This is a genomic window from Microbacterium allomyrinae, assembly GCF_020682705.1.
Classification (GTDB): domain Bacteria; phylum Actinomycetota; class Actinomycetes; order Actinomycetales; family Microbacteriaceae; genus Microbacterium; species Microbacterium allomyrinae.
Genome location: NZ_JAGTTN010000002.1, coordinates 258,985 through 275,144 on the forward strand (window position 1 = coordinate 258,985; position 16,160 = coordinate 275,144).

Annotated in this window: 16 protein-coding genes; 11 read left to right on the forward strand and 5 right to left on the reverse strand. The window is 68.9% G+C overall.

Annotated features, from left to right (window positions below):
- Positions 1 to 96: 96 nt before the first annotated feature.
- Positions 97 to 1,398, forward strand: a complete 1,302-nt coding sequence (locus KEC57_RS07555) for a M20/M25/M40 family metallo-hydrolase (protein WP_229383962.1) — start codon at positions 97 to 99, stop codon at positions 1,396 to 1,398.
- A 45-nt stretch (positions 1,399 to 1,443) separates the two neighbouring features.
- Complete coding sequence (locus KEC57_RS07560; RefSeq protein ID WP_229383963.1) at positions 1,444 to 2,265, forward strand: undecaprenyl-diphosphate phosphatase; 822 nt, start codon at positions 1,444 to 1,446, stop codon at positions 2,263 to 2,265.
- A gap of 75 nt (positions 2,266 to 2,340) precedes the next feature.
- On the opposite strand, the gene KEC57_RS07565 is transcribed toward KEC57_RS07560, so the two are convergent.
- Positions 2,341 to 3,213: a PAC2 family protein gene (locus KEC57_RS07565; protein WP_229383964.1), complete on the reverse strand. Its 873-nt coding sequence runs from the start codon at positions 3,211 to 3,213 to the stop codon at positions 2,341 to 2,343.
- 99 nt (positions 3,214 to 3,312) lie between these two features.
- On the opposite strand from KEC57_RS07565, the gene KEC57_RS07570 reads away from it, so the two are divergent.
- From KEC57_RS07570 to lnt, 9 genes are all read left to right on the forward strand, one after another.
- Entirely contained in the window at positions 3,313 to 3,999 is a 687-nt protein-coding gene (locus tag KEC57_RS07570) for an HAD family hydrolase (protein ID WP_229383965.1), read from the forward strand.
- Complete coding sequence (locus tag KEC57_RS07575) at positions 3,996 to 4,997, forward strand: tRNA (adenine-N1)-methyltransferase (RefSeq protein ID WP_229383966.1); 1,002 nt, start codon at positions 3,996 to 3,998, stop codon at positions 4,995 to 4,997. Before KEC57_RS07570 ends, KEC57_RS07575 begins: the two co-directional genes overlap by 4 nt.
- Positions 4,998 to 5,044: 47 nt before the next feature.
- Complete coding sequence (locus tag KEC57_RS07580; RefSeq protein WP_229383967.1) at positions 5,045 to 6,007, forward strand: FKBP-type peptidyl-prolyl cis-trans isomerase; 963 nt, start codon at positions 5,045 to 5,047, stop codon at positions 6,005 to 6,007.
- Between the two features lie 73 nt (positions 6,008 to 6,080).
- Positions 6,081 to 7,076, forward strand: coding sequence for a helix-turn-helix transcriptional regulator (locus tag KEC57_RS07585; RefSeq protein ID WP_229383968.1), 996 nt, complete (start codon positions 6,081 to 6,083; stop codon positions 7,074 to 7,076).
- Positions 7,073 to 8,035 carry a helix-turn-helix transcriptional regulator gene (locus KEC57_RS07590; protein WP_229383969.1) on the forward strand — a complete coding sequence of 321 codons (963 nt, stop codon included), beginning with the start codon at positions 7,073 to 7,075 and terminating at the stop codon, positions 8,033 to 8,035. The genes KEC57_RS07585 and KEC57_RS07590 overlap by 4 nt, the downstream gene beginning before the upstream one ends.
- A gap of 84 nt (positions 8,036 to 8,119) precedes the next feature.
- Positions 8,120 to 8,365, forward strand: a complete 246-nt coding sequence (gene tatA / locus KEC57_RS07595) for a Sec-independent protein translocase subunit TatA (RefSeq protein ID WP_229383970.1) — start codon at positions 8,120 to 8,122, stop codon at positions 8,363 to 8,365.
- Between the two features lie 66 nt (positions 8,366 to 8,431).
- On the forward strand, positions 8,432 to 9,190 hold the full coding sequence (gene tatC / locus KEC57_RS07600) for a twin-arginine translocase subunit TatC (RefSeq protein ID WP_229384407.1): 759 nt from the start codon (positions 8,432 to 8,434) through the stop codon (positions 9,188 to 9,190).
- Positions 9,187 to 11,700 (forward strand): DEAD/DEAH box helicase, encoded by a 2,514-nt coding sequence (locus tag KEC57_RS07605; RefSeq protein WP_229383971.1) that lies wholly within the window; start codon positions 9,187 to 9,189, stop codon positions 11,698 to 11,700. Before tatC ends, KEC57_RS07605 begins: the two co-directional genes overlap by 4 nt.
- Before the next feature lie 130 nt (positions 11,701 to 11,830).
- On the forward strand, positions 11,831 to 13,390 hold the full coding sequence (gene lnt, locus KEC57_RS07610; protein WP_229383972.1) for an apolipoprotein N-acyltransferase: 1,560 nt from the start codon (positions 11,831 to 11,833) through the stop codon (positions 13,388 to 13,390).
- Between the two features lie 27 nt (positions 13,391 to 13,417).
- Here the strand turns inward: lnt and KEC57_RS07615 are convergent, their stop codons facing one another.
- The 4 genes from KEC57_RS07615 to KEC57_RS07630 all read right to left on the reverse strand — a co-directional run bounded on the left by KEC57_RS07615 (position 13,418) and on the right by KEC57_RS07630 (position 16,146).
- Positions 13,418 to 13,798, reverse strand: a complete 381-nt coding sequence (locus tag KEC57_RS07615) for an RNA polymerase-binding protein RbpA (RefSeq protein ID WP_229383973.1) — start codon at positions 13,796 to 13,798, stop codon at positions 13,418 to 13,420.
- 124 nt (positions 13,799 to 13,922) lie between these two features.
- The gene (locus tag KEC57_RS07620) at positions 13,923 to 14,699 is read right to left on the reverse strand and encodes a glycerophosphodiester phosphodiesterase family protein (RefSeq protein ID WP_229383974.1); all 777 of its coding nucleotides are present in this window, start codon (positions 14,697 to 14,699) and stop codon (positions 13,923 to 13,925) included.
- Entirely contained in the window at positions 14,696 to 15,652 is a 957-nt protein-coding gene (locus tag KEC57_RS07625) for an SPFH domain-containing protein (RefSeq protein ID WP_229383975.1), read from the reverse strand. Before KEC57_RS07625 ends, KEC57_RS07620 begins: the two co-directional genes overlap by 4 nt.
- Positions 15,649 to 16,146 carry an NfeD family protein gene (locus tag KEC57_RS07630; protein ID WP_229383976.1) on the reverse strand — a complete coding sequence of 166 codons (498 nt, stop codon included), beginning with the start codon at positions 16,144 to 16,146 and terminating at the stop codon, positions 15,649 to 15,651. The genes KEC57_RS07625 and KEC57_RS07630 overlap by 4 nt, the downstream gene beginning before the upstream one ends.
- Positions 16,147 to 16,160 lie beyond the last annotated feature (14 nt).

Consider the following 16,160-nt stretch of genomic DNA (forward strand, 5'->3'; position numbering starts at 1 on the left):
AAGGGGGCCTTCCTCATTTGCGGACTGTTTCGTTCCGGCCGTCTTCGTACCCCGTTCGTCGCCGGAGCGAAATCTCGAAACGATAGGTTGGACGCCATGCCCGCACCCGTCTCCGAGCTGCCCGAAGTCGCCGCCGTCGCGCGCGACCTGATCCGGTTCGACACCACGAATCACGGCGGCGGACGGGCGACGGGGGAGCGAGAGGCCGCCGAGTATGTCGGCGCCTACCTCGACCGCCTCGGGCTGGAGCCCGCGTTCTACGAGCCGATTCCGCGCCGCACCAACGTGATGGCCCGTGTCGCGGGTCGCAATCCCCACAAGCCCGCTCTCGTGCTGCACGGGCACCTCGACGTCGTGCCGGCGATCGCCGCGGACTGGAGCGTGGACCCCTTCGAGGGCGTCGTGCGGGACGGGATGCTGTGGGGCCGCGGTGCCGTCGATATGAAGGACATGGACGCCATGATCCTCACCTCGGTGGCCGAGATCCTCCGAGAGGGGGATCAGCCCGAGCGCGACCTGATCCTCGCGTTCTTCGCCGACGAGGAGAACGGCGGCGTCGAAGGATCCGCGCTGGTGGTGCAGGACCGGCCCGAGTGGTTCGACGGCGCGACGGAGGCGATCAGCGAGGTGGGCGGCTACTCGATCTCGATCGGCGACCGCCGCGCCTACCTGCTGCAGGTCGGCGAGAAGGCGCTGGTGTGGATCCGGCTCGTGGCACGCGGCCGGGCGGCCCACGGCTCGAGCTTCCATTCCGACAACGCCGTCACGAAGCTGGCAACCGCTGTCGCGGCGCTCGGGCGCACCGCCTGGCCGGTGACGCTCACCGACACCACGCGCGAGATGGCCGACCGACTGGCCGAACTCACCGGGCAGGATCCCGGCGACCCCGATGCCGTCGCCGCGGCGACGGGTGCGGCATCCGGCTTCCTCCGTTCGACGCTGCGGACCACGACCAACCCCACCGGGCTGACCGCCGGCTACAAGCACAACGTGATCCCCGACCTCGCCGAGGCATTGATCGACGTGCGGGTGCTGCCCGGAACCGAAGAGGCAGCTCTCGCCGAGATCCGCCGCATCGTCGGCGACGATGTGGACGTCGAGATCGTGCACCAGGACATCGGACTCGAGGTGCCGTTCTCCGGCGACCTCGTGGACGCCATGGTCGCGGCCCTCGGCCGGCACGACCCCGAGGCGCCGGTCATCCCGTACCTGATGGGCGGCGGCACCGACAACAAGGCGCTCGCCACTCTCGGCATCGCCGGGTATGGATTCGCCCCGCTGCGCCTGCCGGCCGACCTCGACTTCACCGGCATGTTCCACGGCGTGGACGAGCGCGTGCCGATCGACGCGCTCGTCTTCGGCCAGACCGTTCTCACCGACCTGCTCCGCACCTACTGAAGACCCGCGGATGCCGATCCCGGCATCCTGCAGCGAAAGGCGCCCATGCTTCTCGAAGCGATCATCCTCGGCTTCGTCCAGGGACTGACCGAATTCCTCCCCGTGTCCTCCAGTGCGCACCTGCGCATCCTGGGGGAGTTCCTGCCCTCGGCGCAGGACCCCGGCGCCGCGTTCACGGCGATCACGCAGATCGGCACCGAGGCTGCCGTCGTGCTGTTCTTCTGGCGCGACATCGTGAGGATCATCAGCCATTGGTTCCAAGCCCTTATCGGCCGGATTCCGCGCAACGATCCCGACGCGAAGATGGGATGGCTCATCATCGTCGGCAGCATCCCGATCGTCGTGCTCGGGCTGCTGTTCCAGGACCAGATCGAGACCACGTTCCGCTCGCTCTGGCTCATCGCGGGCATGCTGATCTTCTTCGGCGTGCTGCTCGGCATCGCCGACCACGTCGGAGCGAAGAAGCGCAAGCTCCAGGACATCACGATCGGGCATGGCGTGATCTACGGCTTCGCGCAGTCGCTCGCGCTCATCCCGGGCGTCTCCCGCTCAGGCGGCACCATCACGGCCGGTCTGTTCATGGGCTACGAGCGCGCCGCGGCCGCCCGTTATGCGTTCCTCCTCGCGATCCCGGCGGTCTTCGGAAGCGGCTTCTACCAGCTTTTCAAGAGCTTGGACGAACCGGGTGTCTTCACCCTCGGCGAGACCGCCGTGGCGACCGTCGTGGCATTCGTCGTGGCGCTGGGCGTGATCGCGTTCTTCATGAACTGGATCTCGAAGCACAGCTTCCTGCCGTTCGTGGTCTACCGCGTCGCGGTCGGGTCGCTGCTGCTCGTCCTCCTCAGCGCCGGGATCATCCAGGCGTAGGCCGGCGCATTCGCTGGGCTCGTCAAGAAGGTTCGACGAGCCCAGCGAGCGGACGTGCTCGGTGATTCGATGCGGTCAGCGACCGGAGCGGGGTTCGTCTCGGCCGGGCTTCGTGGGTCCCTCGCCTCCGCCGCGGCGAAGGTATCGCTCGAACTCCTGGGCGATGGCGTCACCGGAAGCCTCCGGAGAGTCCCACGTGTCGCGGGTGCGCTCGAGCTGGTGGATGTACTCGGTCATCTCTTCGTCGTCGGCCGCGGCGGCGTCGATCGACGCCTCCCAGGCGGCCGATTCGGTGGCCAGCTCGCCCCGGGGCACCGGTGCGCCGGTCAGATCCTCGAGCTTGTCGAGCAGTGCCAGCGTCGCCTTGGGCGACGGGGTGTGGCCCGCGACGTAGTGGGGCACGCTCGCCCAGAGGCTCGCGGCCGGGATGCCCGACGCATCCGCCAGGTTGCCGAGCACGCTCAGGATGCCGACGGGTCCCTCGTACGTGCTGCGCTCGAGGTCGAGCGATCCTCGGAGAGCTTCGTTGTCGCTGCCGGCGAAGACCGAGATGGGGCGGGTGTGGGGGACATCCGACATCATCGAGCCGATCGCGATGAAACCGGTGATGTCCTCGCGCAGCGCGATATCGATGAACTCGGAGGCGAAGGCCTGCCACGCGCGAGCCGGCTCGACGCCGGTCAGCAGCCACAGCTGCGTGCCGCGGGTCGAGCGCTTCGGGCGGAGCAGTGTCGCCTCGGGCCACTTCAGAGTCCGGCGCCCCTCGCTGTCGGCCGCCATCTGCGGGCGCGTGTACTGGTAGTCGAAGTAGAGCTCGGGATCCACCGAGAACACCGGTTCGTACGACCCGCCCTCTTGGAGGTGCGTGATCGCGGACGATGCGGCTTCACCCGCGTCGTTCCACCCATCGAATCCGGCGATGAGCACACGGCGACCCAGTCCGTCCACGAGACCTCCTTCTCCACCCGCACGCTCCTTCAACGGGATCCTTCCAGGATAGGCCTCCCTTCCGCGGATGGGCCGGAGACGCCTCGGTAGGATTGCACGGTGAACCCCCCTCGCCTCGCGGCCGTCCTCTGGGACATGGACGGAACCCTCGTCGACACGGAGCCGTACTGGATGGCGGCCGAGACCCCTCTCGTGGAGCGGTTCGGCGGCACCTGGTCGCACGAGCAGGCACTCGCCCTCGTGGGGCTCGGGCTCGAGGACTCGGCTCGCATCTTCCAGGCCGCGGGAGTGCGCATGAGCGTGGATGCGATCATCGACCACCTCACCGACGAGGTGATGCGGGCGCTCGCCACGACCGGCGTGCCGTTCCGGCCCGGGGCGCGGGAGCTGCTCGCCGATCTTCGCGGGGCGGGCATCAAGACGGCCCTCGTCACGATGTCGATGCGGCGGATGGCTCAGACCGTGGTCGATCTCATCGACTTCCCGGCGTTCGACGTGGTGATCGCGGGCGATGACGCCACGCGTCCGAAGCCGTTCCCCGACCCGTACCTGCAGGCCTGCGAAGCGCTCGGCGTGTCGCCCGAAGAGACGGTCGCGATCGAGGATTCGCCCAACGGCCTGCGCTCCGCGGTCGCTGCGGGCACTTCCGCCATCGGCGTGCCGCTCATGGTCTCGGTCGCCGGCGCCGGCGCACACGCCGTGTGGCCGACACTCGAGGGTCGCTCCGCCCAGGACGTCGCATCCTTCCATTCCGCCCACCGCGCCGCACAGGAGAGCACCCGATGACCGAACGACTGAGCGGCCCCTTCCGCCTCGGCGACCGCGTACAGCTGACCGGCCCGAAGGCCCGCCTGCACACCATCACCCTGCGCGAGGGGGGCGAGCTGCACACCCATCACGGCGTGCTCCGCCACGCCGACCTCGTCGGGCAGCCCGACGGCTCGGTCGTCGCGAACAGCGGCGGGCACGAGTACCTCGCGCTTCGGCCGCTGCTGCGCGACTTCGTGATGTCGATGCCGCGCGGCGCGGCCATCGTCTACCCGAAGGACGCGGCGCAGATCCTCGCCGAGGCCGACGTGTTCCCCGGAGCGACGGTCGTGGAGGCGGGCGTCGGTTCGGGCGCGCTGTCGCTCTGGCTGCTCCGCGCGATCGGCGCGGAGGGCCGCCTGGTGTCGTTCGAGCGCCGCGAGGACTTCGCCTCTGTCGCCCGTGCCAACGTCGAGACGTTCCTGGGTGACATTCCGCCGAACTGGGACGTCGTCGTGGGGGATCTCGCCGAGGCGCTGCCCGCCACGTTGGCCGCGGCATCCGTCGATCGTGTGGTGCTCGACATGCTCGCGCCGTGGGAGTGCATCGACGTCGTGGCCGAGGCGCTCACCCCCGGCGGCGTGGTGGTCTGCTACGTCGCGACCGCGACGCAGCTCAGCCGGGTGGCGGAGTACATCCGCAGCACCGGCCTGTTCACCGAGCCGGACGCCAACGAGACGATGGTCCGCGGGTGGCACGTCGAGGGTCTCGCCGTGCGGCCTGACCACAGGATGATCGCGCACACCGGCTTCCTGATCTGGGCGCGCCGCCTCGCACCCGGAGCGATCCTCCCTGAGGTCAAGCGCCGCGCATCCAAGTCGAGCTATGGCGACGAGGATGTCGAGCTCTGGACGCCCGGAGCGGTCGGTGACCGGCAGATCACCGACAAGAATCTCCGCAAGCGCGTGCGCGAAGCCGAGCGCGCAGCCGAGGGCGCGCGCCAGGCTGCAGGGGCCGGCGACGAGGAATCGGAGTGATGCGGCCCCGACACGTTCGCCCTTCCCGACGCATCTAGACTGTTCCGGTGCGCAAGATCCCCGCTGCTCTCGTCGTCCTGGGCCTCGTGACGGTCGGCCTCACCGGCTGCTCGCTGTCCGGTGCCGCCTCCGACTGCTCGCGTCCCACGGTCTCGGATCCCGAGACGATGGATCTCATCGATGTGACCGGTGAGACGGACGCCGAGCCCGAGGTCGAGGTGTACACGCCGTTCAAGGCCCCCGAACTCGCCTTCGAAGACATCGTGACCGGTGAGGGCACGGCGATCACCTCGACCGACCAGCTCGTCGTCATCGATGTCGCGCTGGTGAGCGGGGTCACCGGCGAGCCGCTCGTGGCGACGCCGTACGACGGGGACCTGACCCGGGTCTACCCGGTGTCGCAGTGGACGCAGAACTTCCCGGCCTTCGAAGACGCTCTCGATTGCGCGACCGAGGGGTCGCGCATCGCCGTGGCCCTCGCCCCCGGCGACATCGCCGCGGAGTCCGCCGCGAGCCTGGGTCTCGCCGAGGACGACTCCGCCGTCGCCGTCATCGACCTGCGCAAGGTGTACCTGCCCGCCGCGGACGGCCAGGACCAGTTCAACAGCGACCGCGGCATGCCCATGGTGGTGCGCGCCCCGGACGGGCGCCCCGGGCTCATCATCCCCGAAGGTGCGGCACCCGAGGAGCTCTCGATCCAGACCCTCAAGAAGGGCTCCGGCGCCGAGGTGACCGGCGAGGTCCCTGTTCGCGTGCACTACACGGGTGTCGTGTGGGGCCAAGACGAGGCGTTCGACAGCACGTGGGACGCGCAGCCCGCATCGCTCACGCTCGATGCGCTCGTGCCCGGATTCGCGCAGGCGCTCGAGGGACAGACGGTCGGCTCCCAGGTGCTGGTCGTGATCCCGCCCGAGCTCGGATACGGCGATCAGACGCAGGGCACGATCCCGGCGAACTCGACGCTGGTGTTCGTGGTCGACATCCTGGGTCTCGACGCCCCCGTCCAGTAGCGTTCGAATCGGCGCCGCGATGGCCGCGCCCCGCTCGCTCCGCGTGGTATCGGCGGCGACCTAAGATGGGCGGGTGCCTGCCAATCTCGCTGCGAAGATCCCTCCGGAGGAGCGGCTCGTCAACCTCGTCGTCGCGCTCATCGCGACCGATCAGGGGCTGACGAAGGACACGATCCTGACCTCGGTCGCCGGGTACCGTGAGCAGAGCGATGCCGGTGCGTCCAAGGATGCGCTCGAGAAGATGTTCGAGCGCGACAAGGAGAGCCTGCGCGGCCTCGGCGTGCCGATCGAGACAATCGGGGACTGGGCCGATCCCGACGACCTGCGTGAGGCCCGCTACCGGGTGCCGAGCGCCGAATACGAACTGCCGGAAGACATCGACTTCTCGCCGGCGGAGCTGGCGTTGCTCAATCTCGCCGGCGGGGTGTGGAGCGAGAGCTCCATGTCGGACGACGCGCGCAGCGGACTGCGCAAGATCAGGGCGCTCGGCGACATCGTCGACGAGCCCATCATCGGCTTCTCGCCGCGGCTCAGTCTGCGCGATCCCGCCTTCCCCGTGCTGCAGCAGGCCATCGAGCAGAGCCGGGTCGTGACGTTCCCGTATCTGAAGCCCGGCGAAGAGGCGCCGCGCGTGCGCCGGGTGCAGCCGCTGGCGCTGGTGGAGTACGAGGCGCGCTGGCATGTGTTCGGGATCGACCTCGACGCCCACGGCGACCGCACCTTCCTGCTGTCGCGGATCGTGGGACAGGTCGTGGTGACGCGCACGAGCTTCGACGCGGCTTTGCGCGACGGTGCCGGCGACCGCGCGCTCGCGGGGCTCGAAGAGGTCGCCGCCCGCAACAGCGCGCTGCTCGAGGTGAATCCCGGCACCGAGGCGGCGCTTCGCCTCGCCCGGCGTGCCCGACCTGCAGAGCAGGGGATCCGTGTGCCGTACGTCGACGTCCACATCTTCGCCGACGAGCTCGCCTCGTACGGGCCGGAGGTGCGCGTCGTCGAACCGGCCGTGCTGCGAGACCACGTCATAGACCGTCTCGCGACGACGCGCGAACTGCACGGAGGCGCATCATGACCGCCCGCAGACCCCTGGTGGCGACAGACCGTGCGGCGCTCATGCTCCAGCTCGTGCCGTATCTGATCGGCAAGGGCGAGGTGTCGATCGCCGAGGCGGCCGACGATTTCGACGTGTCGCCCGCCCAGATGCGATCGATGGTCGAGAAGCTCACCGTGATCGGCCTGCCCGGAGACGGCGGGTACTGGCAGATGGCGAACGACCTGTTCGACATCGACTGGGACCTGCTCGACGAGCGCGATCTCATCGTGATCACCAACACCGTCGGGCTGGAGCGCGCTCCGAAGCTCACCGCTCGCGAGGCCGCCGCGCTGCTCGCCGGGCTGCAGCTGGCTCGCGCCATCCCGGGCGTCGGCGACACCGAGCTCTACACCGGTCTGCTGGCCAAGCTCTCGCGGGGCGCGTCGGCGACTCCGGCCGAAGTCATCCTGGCGACCGAGCCGGTCGACGCCGTGCGCGATCTCGTGGCCGACGCGCTGCGGCGAGGCGTGGCGGTCTCGTTCACCTACAAGGCACCGGATGCCGCGCCCACGACGCGCACCGTCGACCCGGTGAAGGTGCATATCGCGAGCGGCCAGTGGTACCTGCAGGGCTGGTGTCACCTGCGCGAGGCGATGCGCACCTTCCACCTCGACAGGGTGAGTGATCTCGAACTCACCGGAATCCCGAGTTCTCACGCAGGCGAGACGGCGCCGGGGTTCTTCGAGCCCGGTGACGGCGACATCGTCGCACGCGTGCGGTTTGCCGAGGCGGTGGCGCCTCTCCTGGGCGACTACATCGACCGCGCTACGCTCGAGACGGTCGACGGGGTGACCGTCGCGACGATGCGAGTGGCCGATGAACTCAGCCTTCGCCGCCTCGCGGCTCGCCGGGGCGGAGCAGTCGAGATCCTCGAGCCTGCGGCGGCCCGGCGAGCAGCGGCCGAGTGGGCCGAAGCCGGACTCGCGCAGTATCGGTGAGCTCAGGCTCTCCGCTTGGCACTCTCGCAGTTAGACTGAAAGTCGACCCACCGCACCGAGAAGTACGACACGACGGAGTTCATCATGTTGGGCAATCTGAACGGCTGGCATCTGCTGATCCTGCTCGTCGTCATCCTGCTGCTGTTCGGCGCGGCCAAGCTCCCGGCGCTCGCCAAGAGCATGGGCCAGTCCGCTCGTGTGTTCAAGGGTGAGATGAAGGCCATGAAGGAGGAGGACGGTGCCGCCGACCCGGCGACCTCCACCTCGGCCGACTCGACGGCCGCCGCTGCCCCCCGCCCCAACGACGGCACTCCTGAAGCCAAGCCCTAGCGGATGGTGGCAGAAGCCGGTTCCCCGCCCGTCGATGGGCCGGAGGCGCCGAAACGCGACAAGCGCATGTCGCTCGGGCAGCACCTCGTGGAGCTGCGCAGGCGGCTGATGTTCGCGGCGATCGCGCTGGTCGTCGGCATGGTCGTCGCATTCCTCATCACCGACCCGATCATCCACTGGATCACGGGTCCCATTCGACAGATCACCGAGGAGCGCGGCGACAATTTCGCGGCACTGAACTTCACCGCGGTGACCTCCGCGTTCGACATGCGCATGCGCATCGCCTTCACGATCGGTCTGTTCCTGTCGGCTCCGGTCTGGCTGTGGCAGATCTGGGCGTTCATCATGCCCGGCCTCACACGCAAAGAGATCCGCTACACGGTGGGCTTCGTCGCGGCCGCCGTGCCGCTGTTCTTCGCCGGCTGCTACGTCGGCGTCCTCGTCGTCCCCCACGTCATCGAGCTGATGTGGGGGTTCACGCCCGAAGGCGGCGTCAACTTCTACAACGCGCCGGACTACTACGACTTCGTCTTCAAGCTGATGATCGTCATCGGCATCTCGTTCGTACTCCCGGTGTTCCTGGTGGCACTCAACATGGCGGGGATCATGTCGGGCCGGGCGATCCTCAAAGGCTGGCGCGTCGCGATCATCATCGCCACGGCGTTCGCAGCCCTGGCCACCCCGGCGGCCGACGTCGTCAGCATGCTCATGCTCGCCGGCATCCTGGTGGTCCTCTTCTTCGCCGCTGCGGGCCTGTCGATGCTGTTCGACCGGCGCAAGGCGAAACGGGCCGCCCAGATCCTCCCGCCCGAGGCGAGCGCATGATCGAACCCGGTCCGGCCGAACGGTACGCGCGAGCGCGAGAGTCCGTCGAGCTCGACCGGAGCCATCCGATCACGGCGTCGTTCGCGGCAGCCCAGCGGTTCACACTGGATCCGTTCCAGCTGGCCGGATGCCGCGCGCTCGAGTCTGGTCGGAGCGTGCTGGTGGCCGCTCCCACGGGGGCCGGCAAGACCATCGTGGGCGAGTTCGCCATCCACCTCGCGATGCGCGAGCCGTCGGTGAACGGACACGGTGACAAGGCCTTCTACACGACGCCGATGAAGGCGCTGTCGAACCAGAAGTTCCGCGAGCTGCAGGAGGTCTACGGGGCTGACCAGGTCGGGCTGCTGACCGGCGACACCAACATCAACGGCAACGCGCGGGTCGTGGTGATGACCACCGAAGTGCTGCGCAACATGCTCTACGCGAACTCGCCCGCGCTGCGGGGCCTGCGGTACGTGGTCATGGACGAGGTGCACTACCTGGCCGACCGGTTCCGCGGCGCAGTGTGGGAGGAGGTCATCATCCACCTCGCGCCCAGCGTCCGGCTGGTGTCGCTGTCGGCGACCGTCTCCAACGCCGAGGAGTTCGGAGACTGGCTCGACACCGTGCGCGGCGACACCGAGGTGATCGTCTCCGAGACTCGTCCGGTTCCGCTCGAGCAGCACGTGCTCGTGCGCGGCGACCTGCTCCCGCTGTTCGACGACCGCGCCGGTGTTGCGACGGCACAGGTCAACCAGGAGCTGATGCGCATCCGCTCGGTCAAGGGATCGAACTACGAGAACAACCGGCGCGCGCAGGCATCGAGCAGCGCCCGCAACGCCGGGTACGAGGCCTCCCGTCACCGTCCGCACAAGGGCGGCAGGAGGCCGGTGCGCTCGGCGAATGTGCAGCGTATCGAGCGGCTGGACAGGCCGGATGTCGTCGAGCTGCTGTCGCGCGCGAATCTTCTGCCCGCCATCTTCTTCATCTTCAGTCGTGTCGGATGCGACGCCGCGGTGCAGCAGGTGCGCCGCGCCGGCGTGCGGCTCACCTCGCACGAGGAGCGACTCGAGATCCGAGAGATCGTGGAGGAGCGCACCCGCACCCTCCACGACGAGGACCTCGCGGTGCTCGGCTATTGGGAGTGGCTCGACAATCTCGAGCGCGGCGTCGCGTCGCATCACGCCGGCCTGCTGCCGGCCTTCAAAGAGGTCGTCGAGGAGCTGTTCCGCCGCAAGCTGGTCAAAGTCGTCTTCGCCACCGAGACGCTCGCGCTCGGCATCAACATGCCCGCGCGCACGGTCGTGCTCGAGAAGCTCGAGAAGTTCAACGGCGAAGCGCGCGTCGCCATCACGTCGGGGGAGTACACCCAGCTGACCGGGCGCGCAGGGCGCCGAGGCATCGATGTCGAGGGGCATGCCGTCGTCCAATGGACGGAGGGGCTCGACCCGCAGGCGGTCGCCGCGCTGGCCTCGCGCCGCACCTACCCGCTCAATTCGAGCTTCCGCCCGACGTACAACATGGCCGTGAACCTCATCGATCAGTTCGGGCGCGCGAAGGCGCGCGAGATCCTCGAGTCCTCGTTCGCGCAGTTCCAGGCCGATCGCGCGGTCGTGGGGCTCGCGCGCCAGGTGCGAGAGCAGGAGGAGTCGCTCGCGGGCTACGCCACCGCGATGACGTGCGACAAGGGCGATTTCGCCGAGTACGCCGCGATCCGGCGAGAGCTGAGCGACCTCGAGAAGATCAACCGCAGAGATGTGAGTGCGTCCCATCGCACCAGGGACGAGCGGCAGCGGCAGATCGCGGGCCTGCGCAAGCGGATGCAGCGCCACTCCTGCAACCAGTGTCCCGACCGCGAGCACCACGCGCGATGGGCCGAGCGCTACTACAAGCTCAAGCGCACGATCGACAAGATGCGTCAGCAGATCGATACGCGCACGGGCACGGTGGCGCGCATCTTCGACCGCGTCGTCGATGTGCTCGCAGAGCTCGACTACGTCCGATCGGCCGACGACGGCACGACGGCGCTCACGCCCGCCGGTCGCACGATGCGGCGCATCTACGGCGAACGCGACCTCCTCGTGGCGGAATCGCTTCGGCGCGGAATCTGGAAGGACTTGGATGCCGCGTCGCTCGCGGCCCTCGCCTGCTCGCTCGTGTACGAGCCGCGCCGCGACGATGCGGGCCCCGGTGAGCGCGGTCTTCCGCGGGGCGCGTTCCGGCCCGCCTTCGCAGCCACGATCGAGCTATGGCAGGCCCTGGACGATCTGGAGCGCGAGCACAGGCTCCCGGGTTCCGAGCCGATCTCCTCGGGCCTGGCACCGGCGATGCACTCGTGGGCGCGAGGGGCGATGCTCGACCGCGTGCTCGTCGAGGCCGATATGGCCGCGGGCGACTTCGTGCGCTGGGCGAAGCAGACCATCGATCTGCTCGACCAGCTCTCGCTCGTCGCGGATCAGCCGATCGCGTCCACCGCCCGCAAGGCGCTGGACGCCGTCCGCCGCGGCATCGTCGCCTACTCGACGGTCTGAACGCCTCCTGGCCAGAGTCGAGAACTGAGGCCGTCAGGCGGGCTGACGGCCTTGTTCTCGTGCGGCCGCAGCATCGCCGGATCGCGACACAGCGTCAGTGGGCGCCGGGCGCTCGCTTAGGGTGGATTCCGTGCCCACCGCCCGCCCGGACCTTCCCCGCCCGGTGCTGCCGCTGTGGGCCGCCGTCATCGCTGCGGCTGCCGGTGGCCTCGCCCTCACGCTCGCCTTTCCCGCGGTCGCATGGTGGCCGATGGTGTTCGTCGCCATCCCGTTGACCCTGCTGAGCCTGATCGGCCGACGCGTCTGGGGAGCGGCGCTGGTGGGCCTGGTCTTCGGCCTCGCGTTCTTCCTCGTGAACGTGTCGTTCACGGCTCGCTATCTCGGTCCGATTCCCTGGCTGGCACTGTCCACCCTCGAGGCGCTGATCACCGCGGCGGGCGCGATCCCCATCGCGCTGGCGTATCGCTGGCTCCCGCGCGTGCGCGCAGGTGCCTGGGCGCGGCTGGTCGCCCTTCCGGCGCTCGTCGCGGCGCTCTGGGTCCTCCGCGAGCAGGTGCTCGGCACGTGGCCGTACGGGGGCTTCCCGTGGGGGAGGGTCGGCATCACCCAGGCAGACAGCCCGCTCGCGAGCGTCGCATCGTGGGTCGGAGTCGCCGGCTTGTCGTTCCTCATCGTCATGGTCTGCGCGGGCGTCGTGGAATGGGTGCGGCTCCGCCGCCACCGCGACCCGCGCTCCGCCATCCCTGTGCTCGTGGTGGGACTGCTGATCTTCGCGCTCCCGCAGTTTCCGACGACGGATGCCGGCACCATGCGCGTCGGCGCGGTGCAGGGCAATGGTCCCGCCGGCTACTTCGACGAGCGTGGCCGCAACGACGTGCTGAACGCCCAACTGGCCGCGACCGCTCCGCTGTTCGGCGAGGACCTCGACGTGCTGTTGTGGCCGGAAGGCGGCGTCGACTCCGATCCGACCACCGACGAGAGCACCGCGCGAACCCTCGATGCGCTGGCCGAGCGCATCGACGCCCCCCTCGTGATCGCGGCGATCACCCAGCGCGGAGACGAGTACTTCAACTCGTCGCTGCTGTGGGAGCAGAATGCCGAGAATCCGGTCGATGTGTACGACAAGCGGCATCCGGTGCCGTTCGGCGAGTATGTGCCCGATCGCGGGCTGTACCGCCTCTTCGCTCCGGATCTGATCGATCTCATCCAGCGAGAGTTCGAACCCGGCACCGTGCGGCCGTTCTTCGAGGTCGACGGCGTCGGCGTCGGGCTCGCGATCTGCTTCGATGTGATCTACGACGACGTCATCTGGGACGGCGCATCGGACGGGGCCGAGATCTTCATGTTCCAGACCAACAACGCGGACTTCCGCGGGACGGATGAGAACCTGCAGCAGCTCGCGTTCGCCCGCATGCGCGCTGTCGAGACGGGTCGCTCGGTCGTCAACATCTCGACCGTCGGGACGAGCCAGGTGATCGCCCCGGACGGTTCCGAGATCGCGGCGATCGACGCCGACACGGCCGGGCACATGCTCGAGGACGTGCCGCTGCGCACCGGTCTCACACCCGCTGTGATCCTGGGCGCCGCGATTCAACTGGTCCTGGTGTGGGGTGGGGTGCTCGCGCTCGTCGCTCTCGGCGTCCTCGGACGATTGCGCTCGCGCGGGCACGCGAAAACGCCGACCCCGTAGGGTCGGCGTTGCGCGGTGCGTCTGGGATCAGGCGCTGATCTTGTCGACGGCGTCCTGGGTGGCGCCGCGGCGGGCACGCACGAAGGCGAGGCGCTCCTCGAGGAGCTCTTCGAGCTCGGGGATCGTGCGGCGCTCCAGCAGCATGTCCCAGTGACTGCGCGGGATCTTGTCGCCGGAGTGGTCGACGGTAGCGGTGCCGTCGCCGACGCGGAGCAGGGCTTCTGCGCCGCAGGTGCGGCACTCCCATGCCGGAGGCACGTCGGCGTCTGCCGCGAATGTCAGTGTGGTGTCACGTCCACACGTTGCACACGTGTAGATGTGCTGTGCACGCTCATGGAAAACGACGCCCTCTTCGCTCTGTAGGCTCTGGGCGCCGAGTCGGATGCCGCGCAGGCTGCGGTCTGCCATTTTGTGGTCCTCTCGTCGCTGTATAGGTATAACGAAGGGACCTGTGCGGATCATCCGAAGGGGCCCCGTTCACCCTCCATTCACAGTGGATCCACAGCGGGGGAGTAGGGCACGCTGGCGCCCGTCACGAGAGGTTCCCGAGTGCGATGTCGGCGCGGTCGGTGACGATGCCGTCGACGCCGAGACGGACGAGGCGGCGCATGTCGTCCGGATCGTTCACCGTCCAGACGTGGACCTCGACGTCATGGCGGTGCGCGGCGGCGATCAGGCGCGGCGTGACGATCCGCACGCGGCCTCGCCGTTCCGGCACCTGCAGGGCGTCGATGCCTGTGAGAGCGCGCGCGAGGAGTCGATCGGAACGCGTCGCGACAGCAGCGAGGACGCGCGCGATCGTGCTGCTTCCAGCGGATGTCGCAGGACGGACGCCGCGCGCCGCGGTCTGCGCGGCGGCCAGGGCCTCGCGGCGGCGCGCGTCGGAGAAGCTCGTGACGAGCACTCGGTCCCCGTAGGGCGCGACGGTCGTCCCGACGGCCGTCGCGGCATCCGCAGCTTTCACGTCGAGGTTGAACTTCATAGTGGGAAAGGCGTCGAGGGCCTGCGCGAGGGTGATGAGGCCCCCTCGCTCGGCCATCAGTCGCTCGAGTTCGAGGACGGTGACGCCGGCGACGGTGCGCGGATCGCCCGTGACGCGCGACAGGTCGTCGTCGTGGAAGAGCACGACGATGCCGTCCGCGGTGAGATGGCAGTCGGATTCGACGTATGGCGCGCCCGCGGAATGGGCGGCGGCGACGGCGGCGAAGGAGTTCTCCACCACGCCCACGCGGGCGTCGTCGGGCGCGACGAGACCGCGATGCGCGAGGACGCGGGGTGTTGCGGTTCCCTCGAACCAGGGGTGCGTCACGGAGCGGGGGAGGTGCCGCGCTGCTCGTTCGCGCGCGACCTGGCCGAGGAATCCGCGACCGCACCGCCGAACGAGCCGCTCAGACCCTTCAGGGCCTCGGTGAATTCGCTCGGGATGATCCACAGCTTGCTCGACGCGCTGTCGGCGATCTTCGGAAGCGTCTGCAGATACTGGTACGCGAGAAGCTTGTCGTCGGGGTCGCCGGCGTGGATCGCGTCGAAGACGACCTGGATCGCCTCGGCCTCGCCCTGCGCGCGCAGGACGGCGGCCTGCTTGTCGCCTTCGGCTTTGAGGATCTCGGCCTGCCGCTGGCCCTCGGCGGTGAGGATGGCCGACTGCTTGGTGCCCTCGGCTGTGAGGATGAGCGCGCGGCGGTCGCGTTCGGCGCGCATCTGCTTCTCCATGGAATCCTGGATGCTGTGCGGCGGGTCGATCGCCTTGAGCTCGACGCGTCCCACGCGGATACCCCATTTGCCCGTCGCCTCGTCGAGCACGAGACGCAGCTGGCCGTTGATGCTGTCGCGGCTGGTGAGTGCCTCTTCGAGGTTCAGCCCGCCGACGACGTTGCGGAGGGTCGTGGTGGTGAGCTGCTCGACGGCGCCGAGGTAGTTGGCGATCTCGTAGGTGGCCGCTCTGGCGTCCGTCACCTGGAAGTAGATGACCGTGTCGATGGAGACCACGAGGTTGTCTTCGGTGATCACGGGCTGCGGCGGGAAGGACACCACCTGCTCGCGCATGTCGAGGAGGGGACGGAGGCGGTCGATGAACGGCACCAGCAGGTTCAGGCCGGGGCTGAGGGTCTTGTGGTACCGACCGAGACGCTCGACGATTCCGGCACTGGCCTGCGGGATGATCCGGATCGATCGCGCGATGACGACGAGTACGAAGATGAAGACCGCGATCGCGAGGATCCACCCGATCGCGGTGGGAATGACGGCGTCGAGATCGTTCATGCGCGGGGATCCTCTGCGGCGATTGCTGGCGGGTCTGTGGGCTCGGCGGATCGTACGATCGCCGTCGCGCCGTCGATGCGGCTCACGCGCACGCGGGTGCCGGGTTCGAGCTCGCCGATCTCGACGCGAGCGGTCCAGATGTCGCCGTTGACGAGCTTCACCTGGCCGCCGTGCGCTCCGACCGTCGAGACGACGGTGCCGGTCAGATCGACGAGTGCGGCGACGTTGGACAGGGTGGGGTCTTCGCCGCGCCGGAGCCTCCTCAGCAGCGGCGGGCGCAGGAACAGCACGAGGATCGCGGCGACAACGCCCGCGATGATCACCTGAAGCCAGATCGGCGCACCCAGAAGGTCGGCGCCGAGACCCGCGAGTCCGCCGATGCTGAGCATCAGGAACGTGAAATCGAGCGTGAGTATCTCGATCACGAGGAAGACGAGGATCAGGACGAGCCAGCCGATCCACGCCCACTGTTCAACGGTCTGGATGAGCTCCACGGTGCGCCTCCTCT